Genomic DNA, 22,883 nt, shown 5'->3' with positions numbered 1-22,883 from the left:
GCCGGGGCCCGGGCGGGCCCCGCTACTGCCGGTGGAGCCGGTAGCGCTTGGGCAGCTTGAACCCGCGCTCGGCCATGATCTGCCGCAGCCGGTCGGGGTAGTCGGTGATGATGCCGTCCACGCCGTCGTCGATGAGCTTGTTCAGCGTCGGCCCGTCGTCGATCGTCCACGGGATCACCTTGAGACCGAGGGCGTGCGCCTGGTCGACCATGTCCTTGGTGACGTACGCCTGGTAGCCGGGGTCGGTCACCTTGCCGTTCTGCGGGAACCCGTGCACCGGCGAGAACGCGTCCGCCCCGAACGACTTGACCGCCTTGAGCGGGTCGCCGCCGAAGTCGTCGATGTCGATGCCGCCCAGCCAGGGCGAGGCGCCCGGCTGTCCGGTCTGCAGGAAGTCGCGGTTGGTGAGCGCGACGAGCGGCAGCCGCGGCTCCAGCTCCCGCATCCGCATCAGGGCGCCCCAGTCGAAGCTCTGGATCGTGACCTGCCGCAGCATCCCGGCCTGCCGGATCTCCTGCAGCGTCACCTGGACGAACTGCTCCCTGGGCGCCGTCTCGCTCGGCGCCCCGGCCTCCACCTTGGTCTCGACGTTGAGCTTCACGCCCCACGCCCGGTACCGGCGCACGAGGTCGAACACCTCGCGCAGCATCGTCATCGGCGCCCCGGGCACCGCCCGCTGCCCCGGGAACTCCGCCAGCGTCTGCGACCCGCAGTCCATGGTCCTGACCTGCTGGAGGGTGAGCGTGTTGATGTACTTGCCGACGTACGGGAACTCGGGGTCCCCGGGCACGGCGGGCGCCGTGTCGCGGCACTTCCTGTTGCTGATCCGCCTGTCATGCGTGACGACGGCCTGGCCGTCCTCGGTGATCTGCACGTCGAGCTCCAGCGTGCCGACGCCGAGCTCCAGCGCGTTCGCGAACCCGGGCAGGGTGCTCTCCACCACGAGCCCGAGCCCGCCCCGGTGCGCCTGGAGGTCGAACGCGCGCCGCCCGTCGGCGAGCGCCGCCTCGGGCGTGGCCGTCAGGGTCACCGCCGCCGTCGCGAGGACCGCGAGCCATCTCTTCTTGTTCACACGCGACAAGATCTGGCATGACGGGGACGGCCGGGCGTACGCGAGATGAGCGCGGGACGAAGCCTTCGCGATCAGGCGCCCTGCCCACGGCGGGGAGCCAAGCTGCCGACGCGTGGGTCCGAACAGCCTACACTGATCCGTATGCATACTCCCGATTGATCTGGCGTCGCACGCCTCAATCCTCCGTTTCCTAGCTCGGGAGTGTTCCGCCAACATGATCATCGCCAGTGACATAGAGCTGCGCGCGGGCGCGCGGCTGCTTATCGAAAAAGCGTCGTTCCGGGTCAACCCGGGCGACAAGATCGGGCTCGTCGGGCGCAACGGCGCGGGCAAGACGACCCTCACCAAGGTGCTGGCGGGCGAGGGCCTGCCCGCCACCGGCACCGTCACCACCAGCGGCAGCGTCGGCTACCTCCCCCAGGACCCGCGCACCGGCGACCTGGAGGTGCTCGCCCGCGACCGCATCCTGTCGGCGCGCGGCCTCGACGAGGTCATGCGCAAGCTGCGCGAGGCCGAGCTCGGCATGTCCTCCGCCGACGACCGCACCCGCGAGAAGGCCGTCAGGAAGTACGGCCGGCTCGAGGACCAGATGCACGTGCTGGGCGGCTACGCGGCCGAGTCCGAGGCCGCGTCCATCGCCTCCAGCCTCGGGCTGCCCGATCGCGTGCTGTCACAGCCGTTGCAAACGCTTTCCGGCGGTCAGCGCAGGCGCGTGGAATTGGCGCGAATTCTTTTCAGCGGGGCGGAAACTCTCCTTCTCGACGAGCCGACAAACCACCTAGATGCCGACTCAATCGGGTGGCTTCGTGATTTTTTGCGTTCGCATCAAGGCGGCTTGGTGATCATCAGCCACGACGTCGGTCTTCTTGAAGCGACGGTCAACAAGGTCCTGCACCTGGACGCCAACCGCTCGGTGATCGATCACTACAACGTCGGCTGGAAGGCCTACCTCGCCCAGCGCGAGACCGACGAGAAGCGCAGGAAGCGCGAGCGCGCCAACGCCGAGAAACAAGCAGGTGCGCTGCTCGCGCAGGCCGACAAGATGCGCGCCAAGGCCACCAAGGCCAAGGCCGCGCAGGACATGATGCGGCGTGCGCACCGGTTGCTGTCGGGCACCGAGGAAGAGCGCCAAAGCGACAAAGTGGCGCGGTTGCGCTTCCCCGAGCCGCAGCCGTGCGGGCGCACCCCGCTCACGGCCGAGGGGCTGTCCAAGTCGTACGGCTCGCTGGAGGTCTTCACCGACGTCAGCGTGGCCATCGACCGAGGTCACAGGGTCGTCATCCTCGGTCTGAACGGCGCCGGCAAGACCACGCTGCTGCGGATTCTCGGCAACATCGAGACTCCCGACACGGGCGAGATCCGGCCCGGCCACGGCCTCAAGGTCGGCTACTACGCCCAGGAGCACGAGACCCTCGACCCCGGCCGCACCCTGCTGGAGAACATGCAGTCGGCCGGGGGCCAGTTCACCGACACCGAGCTGCGCAAGGTGCTCGGCTCGTTCCTCTTCACGGGCGACGACGTCGACAAGCCCGCCGGGGTGCTGTCCGGCGGCGAGAAGACCCGGCTGGCGCTGGCGATCCTCGTGCTGTCGAGCGCCAATGTCCTCCTTCTCGACGAGCCCACGAACAACCTCGACCCGGTCAGCCGCGAGCAGGTTCTCAATGCTCTGAGGTCCTATTCAGGAGCAATCGTCCTAGTCACACATGACGAGGGTGCCGTTGACGCCCTGTCACCGGATAGGGTGATCTTGCTACCGGACGGAACTGAAGACGCATGGAGCGACGAATTTTCCGATCTTGTGGCACTTGCCTGATCTTAATTTGAGTGGGTACGGATCTTTTCCCGTGGAGTAGGTAGCCGATCCCGCTGAAATGACTGATCATGGCGGAGTAACGCTGCGGAAGTCCGGCACTACAGGAGGTACTCGTGGCCGAGACACTGAAGAAGGGCACCCGGGTCACCGGGGCCGACCGGGAAAAACTGGCCGGCGATCTCAAGAAGCGCTACGCCGCGGGCGAGAGCATTCGCGCCCTGGCCGCTTCGACCGGTCGGTCTTACGGGTTCATCCACCGCATCCTGAGCGAGTCCGGCGTGACTCTGCGCGGGCGCGGCGGGGCGACCCGAGGCAAGTCCAAGCGCTGACGGCCGCCTCGGAACGTGCGACCGCAGCCGCCCGTCCCTAGTCAGCCATACCGTCGCGCCCGGGCCAGAACCATGTTCTGTAGGCTCGGGCGCGACGGTCAGCACACTGGGCGCGCACTCCTTGCGCGACCAGGACTGGAGGGAGCGGGCGATGGCGGCAGCACAGGCGCGACAGCGCGGGGGGAATGCGGACGAGGTCTCCGTCACGGCGGAGCACGGAGTTCGTCTCGAGGTGGACGGTGAGATAGCGACGATCACGCTGGACCGGCCGGAAAAGCGGAACGCGCAGACGTTCGCGACATGGTCGGCGCTGGCTCGGATCGGCGAGAGCCTGCCCGAGCAGGTGCGCGTAGTCGTCGTGAAAGGTGAGGGACCGTCCTTCTCGGCAGGGATCGACCTGCGGATGTTCACACCTGAGGGGGTGCCCGGACAGGGCTCGTTCAGCTCGGCGGCCAAGAGCGACGACGCAACCTTCGAGCAGCGCATCAGCCAGGCACAGGCGGGGTTCCTGTGGCTGCGCCGCCCGGAGATCGTTTCCATCGCCGCAGTGCAGGGGTACGCGATCGGTGCGGGGTTCCAACTCGCGCTCTCCTGTGACCTGCGGATCGTGGCCGATGATGTTTCCTTCTGCATGAAAGAGCCCGCACTGGGCCTGGTGCCCGACCTGACGGGGACCAAGCCCCTGGTCGAGCTGGTGGGCCTGGCCAAGGCGATCGACATCTGCCTGACCGCCAGGACCGTGCACGCGGACGAGGCCATGCGCATCGGCCTCGCGGAGCAAGTGGTCGCTCGGGGCGACCTGGATCAAGCCGTACGAGACAAGGTCGCGGAGCTGCTGGCCGTCAACCGGGACGCGGCGATCGCGACGAAGCGACTCCTCCAGGGGGCGCAGGGCCGCTCCCTGGAGGAGCAGTGTGCGGCCGAGCGGGTCGAACAGGCGGCCCGCATCAAGGCCCTCTTCGCCTGACCCATCGGACGGCCGCCCTTCGGGGGCGCGGGGCCCTCGCGGGCTCGCCCCGGACGGCCGCCCGCCACCGCTGCCCCATCCGGGCGTCCGAGGCGAACCCAGGGCCGCCTCGCGTCCTCATGCTCCCCGAAGGACGGACGTGGCGACGGCGGCGAGCGCCCTGGTCACGCGGGTGGGCGGTAGGTTGGGAGGGGCGGCGGCGCCGGTGGGTTTTCGCGCTGAGCGGACGGGGGAATCGCCGGGCGCGCCGGCGGTGCTCTCTCCCGTGGAGAAGGAGGGATCCCCCGGATGGCGATGATGGGAGGGGGTTTCGGCCCCAACGTTATGGCGTCCCTGCGGCGCGACGGCTCGGTGACCAAGCAGCGGCTGCGGCCCGGCACCGTGCGGCGCATCGCGCGCTACGCCAAGCCGTACAGGACGCACATTGCCGCGTTCCTGCTGCTCGTCGTGGCGGGCGCGGTCATCGTGATCGCCAACCCGCTGCTGATGAAGGCGATCATCGACGACGGCATCCTGGCCAGGCGGCCGGGCGTCGTGGTCGGGCTGGCGGTGACGATCGGCGCGCTGGCGCTGGTGGACGCCGGGCTGACGCTGGTGCAGCGGTGGTTCTCGGCGCGCATCGGCGAAGGGCTGATCTACGACCTGCGCACCGAGGTGTTCGACCACGTGCAGCGCATGCCGGTGGCGTTCTTCATGCGGGCCCAGACCGGCGCGCTGGTCAGCAGGCTCAACACCGACGTGATCGGCGCGCAGCGGGCGCTGACGAGCACCCTGTCGTCGGTGGTCTCCAACGTGGTCAGCCTGGTCCTGGTGCTGGGCGCGATGCTGGCGCTGTCGTGGCAGGTGACGCTGGTCGCGCTGGTGCTGCTGCCGATCTTCATCGTGCCCGCCAAGTTCGTCGGGCGGCGCATGTCGGCGCTGACGCGCGAGCAGATGCAGCTCGACGCCGAGATGAGCTCCGTGACGACCGAGCGGTTCAACGTGGCGGGCGCCATGGTGGCCAAGCTCTACGGCCGCCCGGAGGACGACGCGGAGGTGTTCGGCCGCAGGGCGGCCCGGGTGCGCGACGTGGGCGTGACGGTCGGCATGTACGGCACCGTCTTCCGGGTCGCGCTCGGGCTCGTCGCCGCGCTGGCCACCGCCCTGGTGTACGGCATCGGCGGCGTCCTGTCCGTGTCCGGCGTCTTCGAGCTGGGCACGCTGGTGGCCCTGACGGCCCTGCTGATGCGCCTGTACGGCCCCCTCACGTCCCTGTCGAACGTGCACGTCGACGTGATGACCGCGCTCGTGAGCTTCGACCGCGTCTTCGAGATCCTCGACCTCAAGCCCATGGTGGCCGAGCGGCCCGGCGCCGTGCCGATCCCCGGCGGGCCGGTCACGATCGAGTTCGACGACGTGCGCTTCCGCTACCCGGCCGCCGAGGAGGTCTCGCTGGCCTCGCTGGAGTCGGTCGCCAGGCAGGACAGCGGCCCGTCGTACCCCGTGCTCAAGGGCATCTCGTTCACGGCCGCGCCGGGCCGGCTGGTCGCCCTGGTCGGCCACTCGGGCGCGGGCAAGACGACCATCACGTCACTGGTGTCCCGCCTGTACGACGTCAACGAGGGCGCGGTCCGCATCAACGGGCTCGACGTGCGCGAAGCCACCCTCGACTCCCTGCGCGACACCGTCGGAGTGGTCATGCAGGACGCTCATCTCTTCCATGACACGATCGGGGCCAACCTCCGCTATGCCAGGCCGGAGGCGAGCGACGAGGAGATCTGGGAGGCTCTCAGGGCCGCGCAGATCGGCGACCTCGTGGAGGGCCTGCCCGAGCGGCTCGACACCGTCGTGGGCGACCGCGGCTACCGGCTGTCGGGCGGCGAGAAGCAGCGCCTCGCGCTGGCCCGGCTGCTGCTCAAGGCGCCGCGCGTGGTCGTGCTCGACGAGGCCACCGCCCACCTCGACTCGGAGTCCGAGGCGGCCGTGCAGGTGGCGCTGAAGACCGCGCTGGAGGGCCGCACCTCGCTGGTGATCGCGCACCGGCTCTCGACGATCAGGGAGGCCGACGAGATCCTGGTGATCCACGAGGGCCGCATCGCCGAGCGGGGCCGCCACGAGGAGCTGCTGGAGCGCGGCGGGCTCTACGCCGAGCTCTACCGCACCCAGTTCACCTCTTCAGGTAGCCCAGCCGGTTGAGCTCCTCCCTGGCCACCTTCTCCACCAGCTCCAGATCGGGCCCCCGGAGCTTGGCGCGCCAGGCGCCGACCCTGGGGACGCCGGTGTCGTACAGGACGACCTTGGACACCCGCGTCTCCAGGAACTCCGCGAGCGTGGCGACCGACGGCGCCGGCTTGTGCACCAGCTCCTCGTAGCGCAGCGTCAGGAGCTGCTCCTCGGGCAGCGTCCTGCGCAGCTCGGCGCTCATGCGCACGGCGCTGCGCCAGCGCAGGGCGCTCTTGCCCGCCGCCGGCATGCCCTTCCAGCGCTCGAGGTGCTCGTCCTTGTTGACGCCCAGGAACGGGTTGGGGAACTCGGTCTGCTCCGTCAGCATGGCCGGCTTGAACCAGGCCAGGCACGCGGGGTCGTCGAGCATGCCGGCGACCACGTCCCTGCCGTCGCGGATGAGCTGCACGAACCGCGCGTCGGGGAACGCCTGGAGCAGTACCGGGGCGCTGTAGAGCAGGTCGGGGCTGCCGTCGCCGAACCTGGTGATGTCGCCGGCCGAGACACAGGGACCGGTCCCTGTGACACCGCCCGCCTCGCGGCACGACACGGCGCACTGGCCGCACGACCGGGGCAGCACCTGCCACGACTCTGCGAGCGCGTCGCGCATGACGCGCACGGCGCCGGAGGTCTGGCCGATGGACGGCTTGCGGGCGAAGGCGTACACCACGTGCGCCACACTCGCGCGGCCCATGGTCACATGGAAGCCGGGGGATCGTTTCAGGGCGCGGGCCAGCAGGTCCGTACCGGAATGCGGCGCTCCGATCAGGAAGACCGGCCGGCGGACCTTGATGCCGTTGACCACGAGGATGTGGGGCGGAAGTCGCATACGAGAGGTAAGTGTGACACCGTTTGCCACGTGTACGAGCCAAACGAGGAGTTGATCCATGCGACCCGGTGACACCGTCGCCGTCGTCTCACCGTCGGGGCCGCCCAGCGCGGTGCTGCTGAGGCGTGGCGTGGAGCGACTGGAGGGCCTCGGGCTGAAGGTGGTGGTGGGCGCGCACGCGCTCGACCGTCAGCCGCTCGACTACCTGGCGGGCGACGACGCCGCCCGGGCCGCCGACCTGCAGTCCGCCTGGTGCGACCCGGCCGTCTCCGCGGTGTTCTGCTGCCGCGGCGGGTACGGCGCCGCCCGGCTCCTCGACCTGCTCGACTGGGACGCCATGCGGGCCGCCGGCCCCAAGGTCCTGCTGGGGTCGAGCGACATCACGGCGCTGCACAACGCGTTCGCCATCGAGCTGGGCGTGCCCACGCTGCACGGGCCGATGGCGGCCTGCGACGTGCTGGCCGCCGAGGAGGGGCCCGAGCCGCGCACGTGGGACAGCCTGCGGGCGGCGCTGTTCGGGGCGCCCCAGAGCGTCCGGGGCGAGCGGGTGCTGGTGCCGGGGCGGGCCGAGGGCGTGCTGGCCGGGGGCAACCTGTCGTTGCTGGCCTCGATGTGCGGGACCCGGTGGCAGCCGTCGTTCGCGGGCAGGATCGCGTTCCTGGAGGACATCGGGGAGGAGCCGTACCGGATCGACCGCATGCTCACCCAGCTCCTGCAGGCGGGGGCGTTCGACGGGGTGCGCGGGATCGCGCTCGGCTCGTGGGTCGACTGCGGTGACCCGTACGCGGTGCTCGAGGACCGGCTCGGGAGGCTCGGAGTGCCCGTCCTGGCAGGGCTTCCGGTGGGGCACGGGTCACCCCAGATGAGTGTGTGGCTGGGGAGACTTGGGGTTATCGATACCGAATCGTGCTCGCTAGCGGGCATCGTCAGTGATGAGGGGCAGGCAAGGTAGGAGGGACGAATCCGACAGAAAGGGACACGGCGCGTGAGCTTGTTCAAGCGTGACCGCCGGCCCTCGCGCCGGCCGGTCGAGGATGTCGACCTGGACTCGCTGCTCTCGCTCGTCGCGGAATCCCTCGGATACTCCTTCGAGTTCGCCAAGGACGGCGGCTCCGTGACGCTCAGAGGCGACATGGAGCTGGTCGTCAGGCTCACCGGACTGCGCCGCGAGGCGGGCCGCCGGGCCAGGGAGGACTGGCCCATGCTGGTCTCCGAGCACCTCGCGCACGCCGTGGCCACCGCGGGCGAGCGGCTGGACGTGTGCGACCTAAAACAGGCCCGCCCGCTGCTGCGCACCCGCGTGGACGCTGTGGACGCGGTGCCCGACCTGACCCGCGTGGTGGGCCGCCACCTCAACGCCGACCTGGTGGAGCTGCTCTTCGCGGGCTCCCGGCCGGTGCGGCCCGAGCAGGCCGGGTGCTGGCCCGTGGCCGCCGCGAAGGCGATCGACCTGGCCGTCTCCAACGTCCGCCGCGAGGAGCGGCTGGAGGTGGAGACGATCCTGCTGTCCGGCACGCCGGTGACGCGGCTGACCGCCATGACCCCGGCGGCCGCCACGCACCTGCGGTGGCTGGGCGACTACCTCCCCGTGCCCTCCGACGGGGTGCTCGTGGTGCTGCCCGATCCGTACACGCTGCTCGTGCACCCGGTGGACGGGATCGGCGTGGTACGCGCCATCGAGCGGCTGCGGGTGCACGCGGCGCGCACGGACGGGCTGAGCTCGCAGGTCTACTGGTGGCACGAGGAGCGGCTGACGCTCATCCGGGCCGACATCGTCACCCAGGACGGGCAGACCAGGCTCGTGGTGGCGCCGCCGCCGGAGTTCGCCCGCGTCCTGGCCCGCCTGGCCGTCTGAACGGCCTGGGGCGGGCTCCAGGAGCGCGGAACGGTCAGGTCCTGCTCACGTAGTCGCGCAGGTGGATCGCGGTGAGCGAGGTGCCGTCGGCGACCAGCTCGCCGGGGGTGCCGGAGAAGACGACCTGGCCGCCGTCGTGACCGGCCCCGGGGCCGATGTCGATGATCCAGTCGGCGTGCGCCATGACGGCCTGGTGGTGCTCGATCACGATGACCGTGTTGCCGTCCTCCACCAGGCGGTCGAGCAGGGCCAGGAGCTGGTCCACGTCGGCCAGGTGCAGGCCCGTGGTGGGCTCGTCCAGCACGTACGTGGTGCCGCTCTTGGCCATGTTGATGGCCAGCTTGAGCCGCTGCCGCTCGCCGCCCGACAGCGTGGTGAGCGGCTGGCCCAGGCCCACGTAGCCGAGCCCGACGGCCACCAGGCGGTCGAGGATCGTGCGGGCCTGCCGCTCGGTCAGGAAGTCGCGGGCCTCGGCCACCGGCATGTCGAGCACCTCGCCGATGTTCTTGCCGCGCAGCGTGTACGTCAGCACCTCCGGCGTGAACCGCCGCCCCTCGCACTCCTCGCACACCGACGCCACGCCGGCCATCATGGCCAGGTCGGTGTAGATCAGGCCGATGCCCTTGCAGGCCGGGCAGGCGCCCTCGGAGTTGGCGCTGAACAGGCCGGGCTTGACGCCGTTGGCCTTGGCGAACGCGGCGCGGATCGGGTCGAGCAGACCGGTGTAGGTGGCCGGGTTGCTCCGGCGCGAGCCGCGGATCGGCGACTGGTCGGCCACCACCACGCCCTCGCGCCCGGCGATGTAGCCGTGGATGAGGGAGCTCTTGCCCGACCCGGCCACGCCGGTGACCACGGTCAGCACGCCGAGCGGGACCTCCACGCTCACGTCCTTGAGGTTGTGCAGCGTGGCGCCCGTGATCGACAGGTGGCCGGCCGGCTTGCGGACGTCGTCGCGCAGGCGTACCCGGTGGTCGAGGTAGCGGCCGGTCAGCGTGCCGGAGGCGCGCAGCCCGTCGAGGTCGCCGTCATAGCACAGGCTCCCGCCCGCCGTGCCCGCGCCGGGGCCGAGGTCCACCACGTGGTCGGCGATGGCGATCGTCTCCGGCTTGTGCTCGACGACGAGCACCGTGTTGCCCTTGTCGCGCAGCTGGAGCAGCAGGTTGTTCATGCGCTGGATGTCGTGCGGGTGCAGCCCGGCCGTGGGCTCGTCGAAGACGTACGTGACGTCGGTCAGGCTGGAGTTGAGGTGGCGCACCATCTTGACCCGCTGCGCCTCGCCGCCGGACAGCGTGGACGACTCGCGGTCGAGGCTCAGGTAGCCCAGGCCGATCTCGACGAGGGACTCGAGTGTCGAACGCAGCCCGTCCAGCACCGGGCCCACGGCGGGGTTACCGATGCCGCGGACAAAGTCGGCCAGGTCGTTGATCTGCATGGCCGCGCACTCGGCGATGTTGCGGCCGGCGATCCGGGCGGACCGGGCGGCCTCGTTCAGCCGGGAGCCGCCGCAGGACGGGCAGAGGGTGAGCTTGAGCGCCCGGTCGGCGAACGCCCGCGCCGAGGGCTGCATCGACTCCCGGTCCTTGCCCAGCAGGGTCCGCCTGACCTTGCCGGCCAGGCCCTCGTAGGTGAAGTTGTTGGTGCCGTACTTGAGCTTGGTGGGGGGCTTGTGCAGGAAGTCCTCCCACTGCTCGGGCGTGAAGTCCTTCAGCTTGACGGCCGGGTCGAACAGCCCGGACCCCGCGATGACCTGCCACTGCCAGCTGTCCACCGGGTATCCCGGGACCTTGATCGCCCCGTCGTTGAGCGACAGCTCGCGGTCGACCAGGGCGTCGACGTCGATGGTGGACGCCTTGCCCAGCCCTTCGCACTCGGGGCACATGCCCTCGGCCAGGTTGAAGCTGAAGGCGCCGGCCCCGCCGACGTGGGGCTCGCCGATGCGGCTGAACATGATCCGCAGCATCGTGTGGGCGTCGGTGGCCGTGCCCACGGTGGAGCGGGCGTTGGCGCCCATGCGCTCCTGGTCCACGATGATGGCCGCGCTCAGGTTGTGCAGCGCGTCCACGTCGGGGCGGGCCAGGCTCGGCATGAACGACTGGATGAACGACGTGTACGTCTCGTCGATCAGCCGGCGCGACTCCGCGGCGATCGTGTCGAAGACGAGCGACGACTTTCCGGAGCCGGACACCCCGGTGAAGACGGTGAGGCGGCGCTTGGGGAGGTCGAGGGAGACGCCCTTGAGGTTGTTCTCCCGCGCGCCGCGGACCTGGATGAGGTCGTGGCTGTCGGCGGCGGTGTGATCGCGGTGAACGGCGCTGGCCTGGCTGGAAACCACGGAACCCTTCCATCTTGGGATTTGTTGCCATAGGGGAAAGCCGGGACAGCGTACAGCGCCGCCCCGACATTTCCGGGTTCCGTACAGCGTACCGTACGTCATACGGTACGGTTATGATCCCTTCAGCTGCGCTCCGATCAGGGCGAGGTTGTGGATGGCGGCCAGTCCGTACTGGGCGGCGCCGTTGGTGCTGACGAAGGCCGCCTCGTGCACCGGGGACAGCACGTGCGGCCCGTCCACCAGGTTCAGGCGCCAGTCCTTCTCCCGCTGCATCGGGTTGCTGTTGAGCTGGTCCCCCTCGTCCAGGGCGAACTTGCGCCACGCCCAGGCGGCCAGGCCGGCGTCGCCCGTGCGGGCGGCCGCGTACGCGGTGAGCCTGCTGTGCGCCTGGATCAGCGAGATCCCGCTCAGCCGCTCCCCCACCTCCGCCTCCTGCTGCTCGGGCGGCGCCAGGTAGAGGCGGCAGTACTGCAGCCACGCCTGCTCGAACCCGGGCACGTCCAGGTCCAGCCCGATCAGCTCGGCGCACATCTCCGGCAGCCCGAACAGCGACGACAGGTGCGAGACGGAGATCTTGTCCCGGGAGGTGTCGAACCGCCCGGTCGCCAGGTCCAGCCGGGCCTCGCCGGTCAGGAAGCCGTTCGGCAGCGCGCCGATGTCGGCCATCGTGCCCAGCAACCGGTCTCTGGCCCGCTCGTCGCCATAGCGCTCCCACCGGGTCAGCCACGCGGCCGCGAGCGATCCCCAGTCGGTGCCGAGGCCGACCGACAGCGCCGACGGGTCCGGCGTGTAGACGTCCTCGCGCACCTTGCGCTGGGGGTCGATGACGGTGAACGTCTCCTCGGGGACGCTCAGCTCGTCCATCAGGTCGCCCGTGCGCTCGTCGGCGGTCAGGTAGAAGTAGAAGCGGCGGTAGGCGGCGTTGGAGATGCGCAGCTGCTTGCAACTGCACCCCCAGTGCTGCACGTTGTGCCTGCTGCCCAGGCCCTTCCAGCGGCCCGCGTGATAGACGTCGACCTCGCCGGTGTGGCGGGTCATCGACTCGGCGAAGCGGAAGACGTCCGGCCGGCCCGTGCGCAGGTACTGCAGCCACAGCCACAGGTCGGGCGAGAGCTCGGAGTTGTCCCAGGCGTAGCCGCCCACGTCGTAGCGCCAGGTGTGGCGGTCCGGGTCGTAGGTGTGCATGACGTCGCCGTAGTCCCAGAACCCGTACCACCTGCGCTGCTCGCGCTCGCGCACGTACAGGTCGAACAGGAAGTCCAGCCGGTCCTCGATCTCGGCGTGGGCCGGCGTCGAGCGGTCGGGCAGCTCCCAGACGCCGAAGACGCCCGCCTCGCGCATCCGCTCGGGGGACACGGCCAGCAGCCCCGGCTGGTTCATCGCGGTCGCGTGCCGGGACAGGTCCTGCGCGGACGGCGTGGCCTCGTAGGCGCGCAGGGTCAGCTCGTGCGTGCGCGCCACGCCGTGGGCGTCGCCGAAGCCGGGCTCGTAGTCCTCGTAGGTGACCTCCAGGCCCTCGAGCTGCTCGGCGAAGGTGTCCTGGCCCATGCCATCGTGGTAGAAGCGCAGGTCCATGGCGGGCGCGGACGGCGACCACAGCCAGGCGGTCACGGTGGCCAGGTCGGTGGCCGCGTTCCTGACGTCGAGGCGGGTGGGGTGCAGGCGCCAGAAGTCGCGCAGCCCGAAGCCGAGGCCGCCGCCGGCGCCGCCGACGTAGCCGTAGCCGGCCGAGCGGGTGCCGGAGGGGATCGTCACCCAGGAGTGGCCCTCGGCGGTGCGCTTGCGCAGCGTGAAGCCGTCGGCGGAGCCCTGGTCGAGGGTGTAGTCGTTCCAGGTGGGGATGAGGTGCAACCGGTTGGCGACCTCGGGGGCGATCTCGCCGACCGGCCGGCCCTCGACCTGCGCCCGCCGTACGGACTCGCCGGGGTCGCGGCGCAGGCCGGTCAGCCCGCGCACGGCCTCGGTGAGGAAGCCGCCGCTGCCGGCCAGGCGCACGTGCCGGTCGTGCGGCTCGTCCCGCATGACCACGTCGGCGCTCAGCCCGAGCCCGGCCAGGAAGTCGCGCTCGGGGTCGCCGTCCCAGACGAACGTGTGCATGATCCGCACCTGCTCGGCGCCCGCGTGGAAGTACAGGCGCACGGTGAACGGCAGCCAGTCGCCGTGCCGGCCCTCCAGCCGGACGACCGCGCGCACGGGCCCGTCCTGCTCGACCGTGACCGTCTCGACCTGCCCCGTGGCCCGCGTACGGGCCACCGCACCGCCGTCGTCCGGCGTGGGCTCGCTCTGGCGAAGGCTGACCAGGCGCACGTCCCTGGCGATCTCGCGGCTCCCGCGCGAGATCGAGCGGGCCAGCGTGCCGCCGGACTCCTCGATCGTCCAGGTGACCACGCCGGTGCTCACGGTCAGCACGCCGTCCCGGCGGGCCACGGTGACGGGAGTGGCGGCCGTGGCGGGCTCGCGTCCGGCCTCGATCCGGTACGACAGCTCCGCGGGCCGCGCGCCGATCGCGTGGGCCGACCACTTGACCGAGCCGTCGGGCCAGGTGGCGGTCACCCAGCTCTGCACGGGCACCTCGCGGCCCTCCGGGTCGGCCAGCGCGAACGGCGCATCCCGCTCGACCGCGCCGCGCGGCCACGGAACCCCCCAGGTCACCCCCTGCTCCCCCGGTCGGTCCAGCCAGCGAAGTGCCGTCATCGGATCTCCTTCAGTCGTTCGGCGACGATCGCGGCCACCTCGTCGGCGCCGCGGAAGCTGAAGTGGGTGTCGTCAGCCACCCCGTCGGGGTAGAGCGGGTGCTCCCCCGGCTTGAAGTGCGTGAACAGGCTCCTGGAGCCGTCGGGGCCGAGCCGTTCGTACAGCTCGGTGGTGGCGGCGGTCAGGTCGATCAGCGGCACGTCCTCGGCGGCGGCCAGCGCCCGCACCAGGTCGGGGTGGTCGCCGTGCGTGGGCACCAGCCGGTCCCCGCCGAACCGGCGCCGCTGCACCGGCGTGCACAGCACCGCCGACGCCCCCGCCCCGCGCGCCTCCTCGACGAAGGCGCGCAGGTTGTCCTGGTACGGGATCGCGGGATCCTTCTGGTCGTTGTGCCCGAACTGGATCACGACCACGTCTCCGGGCACGACCTCGCGCAGCAGCGCCGCCCACAGCCCTTCGGCCCGGTGACTGGCCGTGGTGGCGCCGCCCTTGGCGAAGTTGCGCACGGGCTCACCCGCGTACGCGCCGAGCTGCGCCCCCCACCCGGACATGGGCGCCTCCCAGGCCGGGCACGAGGCGACCGTCGAGTCACCGGCCAGGAGGATGGCGCGACTCACTCCTTGACGCCCCCGATCAGGACGCCCTTGGTGAAGTGCTTCTGCAGGAACGGGTAGAAGAACAGGATCGGGAGGGTCGCGATCACCACGACCGCGAACTTCAGTCCCTGCTCGGGCGGCACCCAGGTCCGATCCATCTGCGACAGGGCGTTTGCCGCGTCGGTGCTGACGAGCTGGCGCACCAGGATCTGCAGCGTCCACTTGCTCGGGTCGGTGATGTAGAGCAGCGGCGACATGTAGTCGTTCCAGATGCCGACCGCGTAGAAGAGCGAGAACGTCGCGATGATCGGCTTGGACAGCGGCAGGACGATCTTGAAGAAGACGCCCATCTCGTTGCAGCCGTCGATGCGCGCCGCCTCCTCCAGGGCCTGCGGCAGCTCCTGGAAGAAGCTCTTCACGATGATCAGGTAGAACGGGTTGATCGCCAGTGGCAGGATCAGCGCCCAGTAGCTGTCCAGCAGCCCCAGGTCGCGCACCACCAGATAGGTGGGGATCATGCCGCCGGAGAAGACCAGTGTGAAGATGATCAGGTTTAGCACCAGCGCGCGGCCCGGCAGGTAGCGCTTGGCCAGGGGGTAGGCCATGGTGAAGGTCAGCAGCACCTGCACCACCGTGCCCACCGCCGTCACGATCACGGTCGTCAGCAGGGCGCGGATGAACGCGTCGGTGGCGAAGATGTACTCGTACGACTCCGTGACGAACTTCTCCGGCCACAGGAAGAACGGGCGCGAGGAGATCTCCGACTCGCCGGCGAACGACCCGGCCAGGACGTACAGCAGCGGCAGAACCGTGATCAGCGCCAGGCCGACGAGGATGGCGACGTTGATCGCGTCGAACACCTTGCTGCCGACGGTGCTGTATTCGGTGTTCAGCTTCTTGTGCTTCTTGCTGTTCATGTCAAGGGCTCCTTAGAACAGTCCCCGCTGGCCGAGGCGCTTGGCCAGCCAGTTGGAGCCGAAGATCAGGATGACGCCGGCCACGCCCTTGAACAGGCCGACGGCGGTGGAGTAGCTGATCGCGCCCTGGGTGATGCCGGAGTAGTAGACGTAGGTGTCGAACACGTCGGCCACTGAGCGGTTCAGCGAGGTGGTCATCAGCCAGATCTGCTCGAAGCCCGAGTCGAGCAGGTTGCCGGAGGCCAGGATGGCCATGACGACGACCGTGGGGCGGATGGCGGGCAGCGTGACGTGCCAGAGCTGCTTGAAGCGTCCCGCGCCGTCCATGCGCGCCGCCTCGTACAGCTGCGGGTCCACGCCGGCCAGCGCGGCCAGGTAGATGATCGTGCCCCAGCCGGTCAGCTTCCACAGCTGCTGCAGGATGATCAGCGGCCGGAACCAGTCCTCCTGCGCCATGTAGTCGATCTTCGAGGTGTCGCCGAGGAGGTCGCGGATCCACCCGGAGAGAACGCCGAAGTCCGCCGCGAACAGCACGTATGTCAGCGCCGCGACGATCGTCCAGGACAGGAAGTGCGGGATGTAGACCAGCGACTGGACCGAGCGCTTGAGGATGTTGATCCGCAGCTCGTTCAGCAGCAGCGCGACGACGATCGGCGCCGGGAAGACGATGAGCATGTGCAGCAGCGCCAGGAACAGCGTGTTGAACAGCAGCCGGCCGAAGTCGGGACCGGAGAGCAGTTCCTCGAAGTGCTTGAAGCCGACCCAGGGGCTGCCCGAATAGCCGAGGAACGGCAGGAAGTCCTGGAAGGCGATCGTGACGCCGTACATCGGCAGGTACTTGAAGAGCGCGAAGTAGATGACGCCCGGAAGGAGCATCAGGTAGAGCCAGCGGTAGCGCCCGAACACGGCGCGCAGCCCCGCCCCCTGGCGTCGGTGCCCGGATTTGCTCGCCGCCTTCGTGGGAGGCGGCGCCAGGTCGGTGGCCACAGCGGCCTCCTTTCATGTAAGGGACCCGGGTGCGCGTCCCGGGTCCCTCACGGCGGGGTCAGTTCGTCTTGCCGAGCTTCGAGACCAGGTCGTTGACCTCGGTGGCGACCTGCGTGCCGCCGCTGTCGTACCAACGCTTGATCTCGCCCTTGAGCTGCTCCTCGGTGAACTCACCCGACAGGAACTTGATCCGGGCGTCCGGGATGATCGTGTCGATCTGCGCGCCCCGGGAGACGGCGGTGGGCGAAACCACCGGCAGCGCCGGGTTGAAGACGGCCGTCTTGAGGTCCTCGTCCATCAGCTCCTTCTGGAGCTTGAGCATCACCTTGTACGGCTCACCGGACGGCGTACGCGCGTAGGCGATGCCGCCGATGTCGTTCGTGCCCTTGGTGCTGAGCTGGATGAACGCGTTGTCCACGTCCTTCTGGACGATCTGGACCTTGGGGTCGGTCTCGTTGATCAGCGAGGCGGTGTCACCCTCGACCTTGAAGTTGCGGCCCTCGATGCCGTTCTGCAGCAGGACCTGGCCCTCCTTCGTGGCCAGCTTGTCCAGGGTCTTCAGCACGTTGTCGAGGTCCTGCTCGGTCCGCACGCTCTGCTTGGAGATGGCCAGGACGTCGGCGTAGCCGGTGAACGGGTAGGAGAACTTCTGGCCGTCCGAGCGCTTGAGGTTGCCGACCATGGCGACCTTGTCGCCGTACTTCTCCGGGTCGTCCTCCTTGAACAGGTCGAGGACCTGCCTGGAGCGGATGTTCACATCGATGATCATGCCGCCCTTGTTCTGGTGGAACGGCTCGTTCCACTTGGCCGAGTCCAGGGTGGCGAAGTCCGGGTTGACCAGGCCCTCGCTGACCATCTTCTTGAGGAACTTGTTGGCCTCGAGGAACTCGGGGGTGTCGAACCCCGGAACGAGCTTGCCGTTGCGCTCACCCCAGCCGTTCGGGGCGCCGAACCAGGTCTCCAGCACGTCGTAGGGGCTGGCGCTGGCGTAGTTGCCCGGCCACTTCGGGATGATCAGGCCGTAGGTGTCCTTCTTGCCGTTGCCGTCAGGGTCCTTCTCGGCGAACGCCTTGGCGACGTTGTAGAGGTCGTCGACCGTCTCGGGCAGCTTCAGGCCCAGCTTGTCCAGCCAGTCCTTGCGAATGATCATCGCCGAGCGCAGCGACGGCCGCATTCGGTAGAGGCCGTAGATCTTGCCGTTGATGGAGGAGTTCAGCGCGGTGCGCGGGTCCGCCGGCTTGAGGTTCGGGTACTTGTCCAGTTTGCTGGTCAGGTCCCAGAACGCACCTGCCTCCGCCGCCTTGACGAAGCCCGGGAGGTGCGGGTCGACGACCATGACCTGCGGAAGGTTGCCCGAGGCGAACGTGACGTTGAGCTTGTCGGTGTACTCGGCGTTGGGAACCCAGTTGACTTTGAGCTTCTTGCCGAGGAACTTCTCGACCGCCTGTTGCATCTCGCCGTTCGGGTCGGGTGCGGTGCCGAACAGCTTGGCCATCACGGTGATCGTGTTGGGGTCGGTCTGAGGCGCGTCACCGCCGCCCGAGCAGGCCGAGGCGGTGAGTGCAGCCGTGAGCGTTAACACACCGGCCAGAAGCCGGCGACGACGGGATGCGCTCATGAGTTCCCTTTCGAATGCAGATGCGCCTCGTTCTCCGCGAAGAAGCGCTGGCAGAGCCACGTGTTGAGATAGATCCACGCGCCGAAGCTGATCACCGGCGCGAGGATGGGCGCCGCCGAGGTCGCGTAGGCGATGGCTGATAGCGCTAGCAGCAACAGCACGGACGAGGCCGGGCGCAGGAGCGCTAGCTGCGCCGCCTTGGGCCAGTAGGCCCGTAGCGGCAGATCGTAGTGCGCGTACAGCGGTCCCACGTACGCCCCCACACCGGCGAGTGCGATGAGCGCCACGAAGGTCGCGATCCGCAACGCTCCCATGCTGGGCCCGAGAGCGGAGAGGTAGAGATAGTTGCCGACCAGGACGGTGGCCAGCGCCGCCACGGGCAGGACCAGCAGCGAGGCCCGGACGAACTCCCGTCGGTAGACGGTCCAGAATTCGACCCAGCCATGAAACGATTCATTACGAGTCCGCCGCCGAGCCAGCGTGTACGCGGCGACAGTGGCGGGCCCGAGCCCGCCGATCACGCCTCCAGCGAGCGTGAAGACGATCCACATCAGGTTGAGCTGGACCGCCCAGATGAGCTCTGAGCAGGCAGCTTGAAGCCTGATAGACATGGCGGGATGGTTCATCCGGCACCACCTCTCGTGGCATGTGCACGGATTCGGGGGTGGGGTTGTTGCACCGCGATTCCTGCCCCGTTACAAGCCAGTGAACGGCGGTTGGTGCGAAATTAGTGTTGAATCGACTCAAAGTCAATGACGAGATACCCGGAGATTTGCGTACTCTCCGATCAGCGGGGCCATCTGCCGGAACCCGACCTTGCCTCCGGCCAGGGCGGGACCGCCGATCGAGCCGTCGTCCGCCCAGCGGAACGAGACCAAATCGTTGACCGAGAACGTGACCGTCCCGGCCCTGACCTCGAGGCGCATCGCGTACGGGCCCTCGGCGTCCAGCACCGCCGGCAGCGGGTCGGGACCCTGCGCGACCAGGTGGAACCCGTGGCTCTTGCGCAGGTTGCAGGTGTGCAGGGCGCGTTCGGAGGCCCACATCCGGCGGAAATAGGAGAGGTGGTAGGCGTCGATGTCGCCATGGTGGTACTGGTCGTACGGGCCGGTGCGGGTGGCCAGGCCCGGGTCGAACAGGTCCTCGCCGTTCCTGCCGCTGGCATGGAAGAACATGATGGCCAGGCCGGGTTCGCGGACGGGCCAGAAGTCCCATTCGATCCGCACGTCGGCGGGGAACTCCTCGGGACACCAGAGCACCAGGTTGGCCGCCTGGCCGTCCGAGGGCGGTCTGAGGCTCTCCAGGCGCAGGCGTCCCTGGGGGAAGGAGGTGGCGCCGTCCCCCTCCAGGCGGAATCCTGCCAGGTCATCGGGGGTGGCCAGGGGGTTGCGGTAGAGCTCGGTCAAGGGGGCTCCTTCAAGGGGTCGCTCGGCTCGCCGGGAACGTGCGCACGCCGAACGGAGCCGGCGGGCACGCGGCCGCCGGCGATGAAACGGTTCATGGACGCGCCGGGGTCAGGAGCGCCGATCGAACGCGCTCGACTCCCGGATCACCAGGTCGGGCTGGAAGATGACCTGCCGGTGCCGATGCTGCTCCGGGTCGGCGACCTCTTCGAGCAGCAAGTCGATCGCCGTACGTCCGAGCAGCTCACGGGGCTGCCGGATCGAGGAGAGGGGCACCGCGGCGGCCGCGGCGAAGTCGATGTCGTCGTACCCGATGATGGCCAGATCCTCGGGCACGCGCAGTCCGTGCGTGGCCATCGCCTGTAAGAAGCCCAGCGCCATCATGTCGTTCGCGCAGAACGCCGCCGTCGGCCGCTCCTCGGCGGGCAGCGCCGCGACGCGCTCCCCGACGGCCCGGCCCTCCGCGACGGTCAGCGTGGGAGCGGTGGAGGTCAGCAGCTCGACCGCGCCGTCGGCCGCGGCGACGGCGCTGCTGATGCCCGCGTGCCGGTCGGCCACCTGTCTTATGGACGTCGGCCCGCCGACGAACATGATCCGCCGGTGCCCCCGCTCGATCAGGTGGGCGCCGGCGATCTGGCCGCCGAGCCGGTCGTCGACCGCCACCGAGCACTGCAGGCCGGTCGCGGGGCTGTCGACCAGCACCACGGGCGTGCCGCGGGCGGCCAGCTCCTCCAGCCAGGGGCTCTCCATCTCCACCGGGGTGATCAGTATGCCCATGACGCGCTGCTGTTCGAGCTGGTCGAGGTGGCGGCGCTCGCGGCCGGGGTCGCCGGCGCTGTTGCAGAGCACCACCATCGAGTCGTGGTCGTCGGCCACCGACTCGGCGCCCTGGGCCACGTCCACGAAGAACGGGTTGGAGACGTCGAGCACGACGAGGCCGACCGTGCGGCTACGGCCCACCCGCAGGTGGCGAGCCACCTCATTGCGGACGAAGCCCAGTTTCTTGATCGCTTCGAAGACGCGTTCGCGTGTGGCGGGGGACACGATCTCCGGGCGGTTGAGCACATTGCTCACCGTGCCCACCGAGACGCGCGCCAGCTGCGCGACCTCCTTGATGTTCCTGGTCGCCATCGATCCTCACGAGGCCGTGCTGCTTGAAATGCATAATCCACTACTTGGCGGTGGTCCACTGGACGCGGCCCACCGAAGGTGCTGCGGCGGGCCGCTTTGAAGCGGTCCACCGTGGATGCGCCCTACCGCTACCTGCGGCGATCCGCTGGACGCGGTACGCCGTGGGCGCAGGGACAACGGATGGACCGCCGATGACGGTCCTCCGCGAACTCTCGCATCATAGCGGCATTCAAGATTCTTTTGAATCGTCTCAAACTCTCAAACCGGTCACGGGGCCGCGTGAAGGGATGAGGTCAGGACGGATCGACGATGCGGATGCGGGTGGCGCGGAAGGACGCCGGGGTGTCCCGGAGCACCGCCAGCCGAGGATCGGGCACCACCAGGAACGGCTCGGTCTCCAGAGCCAGCAGGGGCGCGAGCCGCCGGTCGGCGCGCAGGGCGTCCATGGCCCGGCGGTCGCCGCCCAGCACCACCCCGTCCAGCTCCCCCAGGTACGGCGTCAGCACCCGCACCGCCGTCTCCACCGCGTCGTCGTACGCCTGCGCCGCCTGGTTGCGCCGCCGCCGGGCGAAGCGCTGCTGCGACCACCCGCCCGCCGCCGTACGCCCCTGCACCAGCCGCGACCCCACCTTGGAGGCCACCAGCGACGCCCCGGAGAAGACCCCCGCCGCATAGCCCCCGAGCCGCACCAGGAACACCCCCACCTGCCGCGCGGCCTGGGCGTGCGCGACGAACCGGGTGACGTGCGGCGGCCCCGGCGGCGCCATGGGCGGGAACGGCACGTGCAGCTCGGCCAGGGCCCCGTCGTCGGCGAGCAGCCGCACGACCCGTTCGTCGCCGCTCGCCGTGAAGGGCCCGTGACGCCCCGCGAACCCGTCGATCCACGGATGCAGGCGCTCCGGCGGCACCGTGACCCACCGGCCGCCACCCCTCGCCGGACGCGCGCTCATGCCCCGAAGGCTAACCGAACGGCATTCCCCACGGCCAAGCCGCCGCTCCCCGGAGGGAAAACGAAATGTCGGTAAATTCTGCGGGTTGGGCCTTCAGCCCCGCCCGCGACTGCACCACCATCTGAACGTGTCCTCCCTGCTCACCAGCCCCATGGTGGATCTCGACACCGGGGCAGTAATCGCCCACCCGGCCGTCGTCGACTCCGCGGGCACGCTCAGGGCGGCCCCCCTGCCCATGGTGCTGGAGCTGCCCGTCAGGGTCGTCCTGGCAGGCGCGGGTGCCCTGGCGCCTCTGCACGAGTCGCTCCGAAGAGCCGGCAGGCATCCCCGCGAGGCGATCCTGCTGCTCACTGGACCGTGCCAGGAACAGGACCGGCCGCTGCTCAAGGTCGGGCTCGACGGCCTGCGCACGATCGGCTACCTGCTCGGCTTCGCCGACGTCGGCACGAGCGGCGCGGCCCTGGACCTGGTCGCCGACACGAGCCCGTACCTGCTGGCCCTCGACCCCGAGATGGTCACCCGCATCCCGGGGGACCATCGCGCGACCGCGGTGGCGCGGTCGGTGGTGACGCTGGCCCGCGGCATCGGCGCCCACGTGCTCGCCCCCGGGGTCGAACGCGAGCCGCAGGTCGCGGTGGCCCGCGGCCTCGGCGTGCGGCTGGCGCACGGCCCGCTGCTGGCCCCCGGCCCCGACGGCAAGGTACGGGTGCCGCTCCCCGTCACCGACGAGCCGGTCTCCGTCATGCTCGGGCCGCGCGTCCAGGAGCTGCTCATCCCGGCGGTGACGCTGCCCGCGGAGGCCAAGGCGGAGGACGCGGTCAAGGCATTCGGGCACGAGCCGACGATCACCAGCGTGATCCTGGTGGACGAGTTCCAGCGGCCCAAGGGCAGCCTCGACCGCAGCCGGTTCCTGCTGTCGTTCGCGGCCCGGTACGGGCACGCGCTGCACGGTTCGAAGCCGGCGCAGCGGCTGGCCGACCCGCCCCGCACGGTGCCGCGGACCACCCCGGCGATCGCGGCCATGCAGGCGGCGGGCCGGGACTCGGCCCGCGTCTATGACGACCTGGTGGTCACCGACGAGATGAACCGCTGCCTCGGCATCGTCCGCGTCTCCGACCTCATCAGGCAGGTCGCCGCGATCAGGAGTTGACGAACGACTCGCGTGGGGGTCCTGGGCGCGGGCGCGCG

At 69.9% G+C, this 22,883-nt stretch carries 19 protein-coding genes; 7 read left to right on the top strand and 12 right to left on the bottom strand.

The features are described from left to right. Positions 1-22 precede the first annotated feature (22 nt). Positions 23-1,072 carry a glycerophosphodiester phosphodiesterase family protein gene (locus ACWEPL_RS46115; RefSeq protein ID WP_452439959.1) on the bottom strand — a complete coding sequence of 350 codons (1,050 nt, stop codon included), beginning with the start codon at positions 1,070-1,072 and terminating at the stop codon, positions 23-25. A gap of 214 nt (positions 1,073-1,286) precedes the next feature. Between ACWEPL_RS46115 and ACWEPL_RS46110 the strand changes: the two genes are divergently transcribed. The 4 genes from ACWEPL_RS46110 to ACWEPL_RS46095 all read left to right on the top strand — a co-directional run bounded on the left by ACWEPL_RS46110 (position 1,287) and on the right by ACWEPL_RS46095 (position 6,356). After that, positions 1,287-2,885, top strand: a complete 1,599-nt coding sequence (locus tag ACWEPL_RS46110; RefSeq protein WP_363969947.1) for an ABC-F family ATP-binding cassette domain-containing protein — start codon at positions 1,287-1,289, stop codon at positions 2,883-2,885. Positions 2,886-2,998: 113 nt separating this feature from the next. After that, positions 2,999-3,214 carry a helix-turn-helix domain-containing protein gene (locus ACWEPL_RS46105; RefSeq protein ID WP_020547488.1) on the top strand — a complete coding sequence of 72 codons (216 nt, stop codon included), beginning with the start codon at positions 2,999-3,001 and terminating at the stop codon, positions 3,212-3,214. A 151-nt stretch (positions 3,215-3,365) separates the two neighbouring features. Next, on the top strand, positions 3,366-4,181 hold the full coding sequence (locus ACWEPL_RS46100; RefSeq protein WP_363969949.1) for an enoyl-CoA hydratase/isomerase family protein: 816 nt from the start codon (positions 3,366-3,368) through the stop codon (positions 4,179-4,181). Between the two features lie 288 nt (positions 4,182-4,469). Beyond that, entirely contained in the window at positions 4,470-6,356 is a 1,887-nt protein-coding gene (locus tag ACWEPL_RS46095) for an ABC transporter ATP-binding protein (RefSeq protein WP_363969951.1), read from the top strand. Here the strand turns inward: ACWEPL_RS46095 and ACWEPL_RS46090 are convergent. After that, on the bottom strand, positions 6,328-7,212 hold the full coding sequence (locus ACWEPL_RS46090) for a sulfotransferase family protein (protein WP_452439958.1): 885 nt from the start codon (positions 7,210-7,212) through the stop codon (positions 6,328-6,330). The two genes, ACWEPL_RS46095 and ACWEPL_RS46090, sit on opposite strands and share 29 nt — an antisense overlap. A gap of 58 nt (positions 7,213-7,270) precedes the next feature. Between ACWEPL_RS46090 and ACWEPL_RS46085 the strand changes: the two genes are divergently transcribed. Beyond that, positions 7,271-8,164, top strand: coding sequence for a S66 peptidase family protein (locus tag ACWEPL_RS46085; protein WP_363969954.1), 894 nt, complete (start codon positions 7,271-7,273; stop codon positions 8,162-8,164). 33 nt (positions 8,165-8,197) lie between these two features. Beyond that, on the top strand, positions 8,198-9,067 hold the full coding sequence (locus ACWEPL_RS46080) for a hypothetical protein (RefSeq protein ID WP_363969956.1): 870 nt from the start codon (positions 8,198-8,200) through the stop codon (positions 9,065-9,067). Between the two features lie 34 nt (positions 9,068-9,101). Here the strand turns inward: ACWEPL_RS46080 and ACWEPL_RS46075 are convergent, their stop codons facing one another. The 10 genes from ACWEPL_RS46075 to ACWEPL_RS46030 all read right to left on the bottom strand — a co-directional run bounded on the left by ACWEPL_RS46075 (position 9,102) and on the right by ACWEPL_RS46030 (position 21,695). After that, positions 9,102-11,399, bottom strand: a complete 2,298-nt coding sequence (locus ACWEPL_RS46075) for an excinuclease ABC subunit UvrA (protein ID WP_350735160.1) — start codon at positions 11,397-11,399, stop codon at positions 9,102-9,104. Between the two features lie 111 nt (positions 11,400-11,510). Beyond that, on the bottom strand, positions 11,511-14,093 hold the full coding sequence (locus ACWEPL_RS46070) for an exo-rhamnogalacturonan lyase family protein (RefSeq protein WP_452439957.1): 2,583 nt from the start codon (positions 14,091-14,093) through the stop codon (positions 11,511-11,513). Beyond that, positions 14,090-14,710, bottom strand: a complete 621-nt coding sequence (locus ACWEPL_RS46065) for a rhamnogalacturonan acetylesterase (protein ID WP_452439956.1) — start codon at positions 14,708-14,710, stop codon at positions 14,090-14,092. The genes ACWEPL_RS46070 and ACWEPL_RS46065 overlap by 4 nt, the downstream gene beginning before the upstream one ends. Further along, positions 14,707-15,606 carry a carbohydrate ABC transporter permease gene (locus ACWEPL_RS46060; RefSeq protein WP_452439955.1) on the bottom strand — a complete coding sequence of 300 codons (900 nt, stop codon included), beginning with the start codon at positions 15,604-15,606 and terminating at the stop codon, positions 14,707-14,709. The genes ACWEPL_RS46065 and ACWEPL_RS46060 overlap by 4 nt, the downstream gene beginning before the upstream one ends. Positions 15,607-15,618: 12 nt before the next feature. After that, entirely contained in the window at positions 15,619-16,593 is a 975-nt protein-coding gene (locus ACWEPL_RS46055; protein ID WP_452439954.1) for an ABC transporter permease, read from the bottom strand. Positions 16,594-16,651: 58 nt separating this feature from the next. Next, positions 16,652-18,175 (bottom strand): extracellular solute-binding protein, encoded by a 1,524-nt coding sequence (locus ACWEPL_RS46050; RefSeq protein ID WP_452439952.1) that lies wholly within the window; start codon positions 18,173-18,175, stop codon positions 16,652-16,654. Between the two features lie 32 nt (positions 18,176-18,207). Then, a complete protein-coding gene (locus tag ACWEPL_RS46045) occupies positions 18,208-18,837 on the bottom strand; it encodes a YesL family protein (protein WP_397371748.1) in 630 nt (209 codons plus the stop codon). A 123-nt stretch (positions 18,838-18,960) separates the two neighbouring features. Beyond that, entirely contained in the window at positions 18,961-19,617 is a 657-nt protein-coding gene (locus ACWEPL_RS46040) for a DUF1961 family protein (protein WP_452439951.1), read from the bottom strand. A gap of 108 nt (positions 19,618-19,725) precedes the next feature. Further along, a complete protein-coding gene (locus ACWEPL_RS46035) occupies positions 19,726-20,745 on the bottom strand; it encodes a LacI family DNA-binding transcriptional regulator (RefSeq protein ID WP_452439950.1) in 1,020 nt (339 codons plus the stop codon). A gap of 293 nt (positions 20,746-21,038) precedes the next feature. Continuing rightward, positions 21,039-21,695 (bottom strand): acVLRF1 family peptidyl-tRNA hydrolase, encoded by a 657-nt coding sequence (locus ACWEPL_RS46030; protein ID WP_452439949.1) that lies wholly within the window; start codon positions 21,693-21,695, stop codon positions 21,039-21,041. Positions 21,696-21,822: 127 nt separating this feature from the next. On the opposite strand from ACWEPL_RS46030, the gene ACWEPL_RS46025 reads away from it, so the two are divergent. Further along, positions 21,823-22,845, top strand: a complete 1,023-nt coding sequence (locus ACWEPL_RS46025) for an EAL domain-containing protein (RefSeq protein ID WP_452439948.1) — start codon at positions 21,823-21,825, stop codon at positions 22,843-22,845. Positions 22,846-22,883 lie beyond the last annotated feature (38 nt).

Source organism: Nonomuraea sp. NPDC004186, from assembly GCF_053603495.1.
This window is presented reverse-complemented; position numbering and strand designations above follow the sequence as displayed.

Bases quoted from the DNA above. Each gene is read 5' to 3' on its own strand.
- ACWEPL_RS46110 (WP_363969947.1), top strand. From the start codon at position 1,287: ATGATCATCGCCAGTGACATAGAGCTGCGCGCGGGCGCGCGGCTGCTT.
- ACWEPL_RS46100 (WP_363969949.1), top strand. From the start codon at position 3,366: ATGGCGGCAGCACAGGCGCGACAGCGCGGGGGGAATGCGGACGAGGTC.
- ACWEPL_RS46095 (WP_363969951.1), top strand. From the start codon at position 4,470: ATGGCGATGATGGGAGGGGGTTTCGGCCCCAACGTTATGGCGTCCCTG.
- ACWEPL_RS46090 (WP_452439958.1), bottom strand. From the start codon at position 7,212: ATGCGACTTCCGCCCCACATCCTCGTGGTCAACGGCATCAAGGTCCGC.
- ACWEPL_RS46085 (WP_363969954.1), top strand. From the start codon at position 7,271: ATGCGACCCGGTGACACCGTCGCCGTCGTCTCACCGTCGGGGCCGCCC.
- ACWEPL_RS46070 (WP_452439957.1), bottom strand. From the start codon at position 14,093: ATGACGGCACTTCGCTGGCTGGACCGACCGGGGGAGCAGGGGGTGACC.
- ACWEPL_RS46060 (WP_452439955.1), bottom strand. From the start codon at position 15,606: ATGAACAGCAAGAAGCACAAGAAGCTGAACACCGAATACAGCACCGTC.
- ACWEPL_RS46045 (WP_397371748.1), bottom strand. From the start codon at position 18,837: ATGAACCATCCCGCCATGTCTATCAGGCTTCAAGCTGCCTGCTCAGAG.
- ACWEPL_RS46035 (WP_452439950.1), bottom strand. From the start codon at position 20,745: ATGGCGACCAGGAACATCAAGGAGGTCGCGCAGCTGGCGCGCGTCTCG.
- ACWEPL_RS46030 (WP_452439949.1), bottom strand. From the start codon at position 21,695: ATGAGCGCGCGTCCGGCGAGGGGTGGCGGCCGGTGGGTCACGGTGCCG.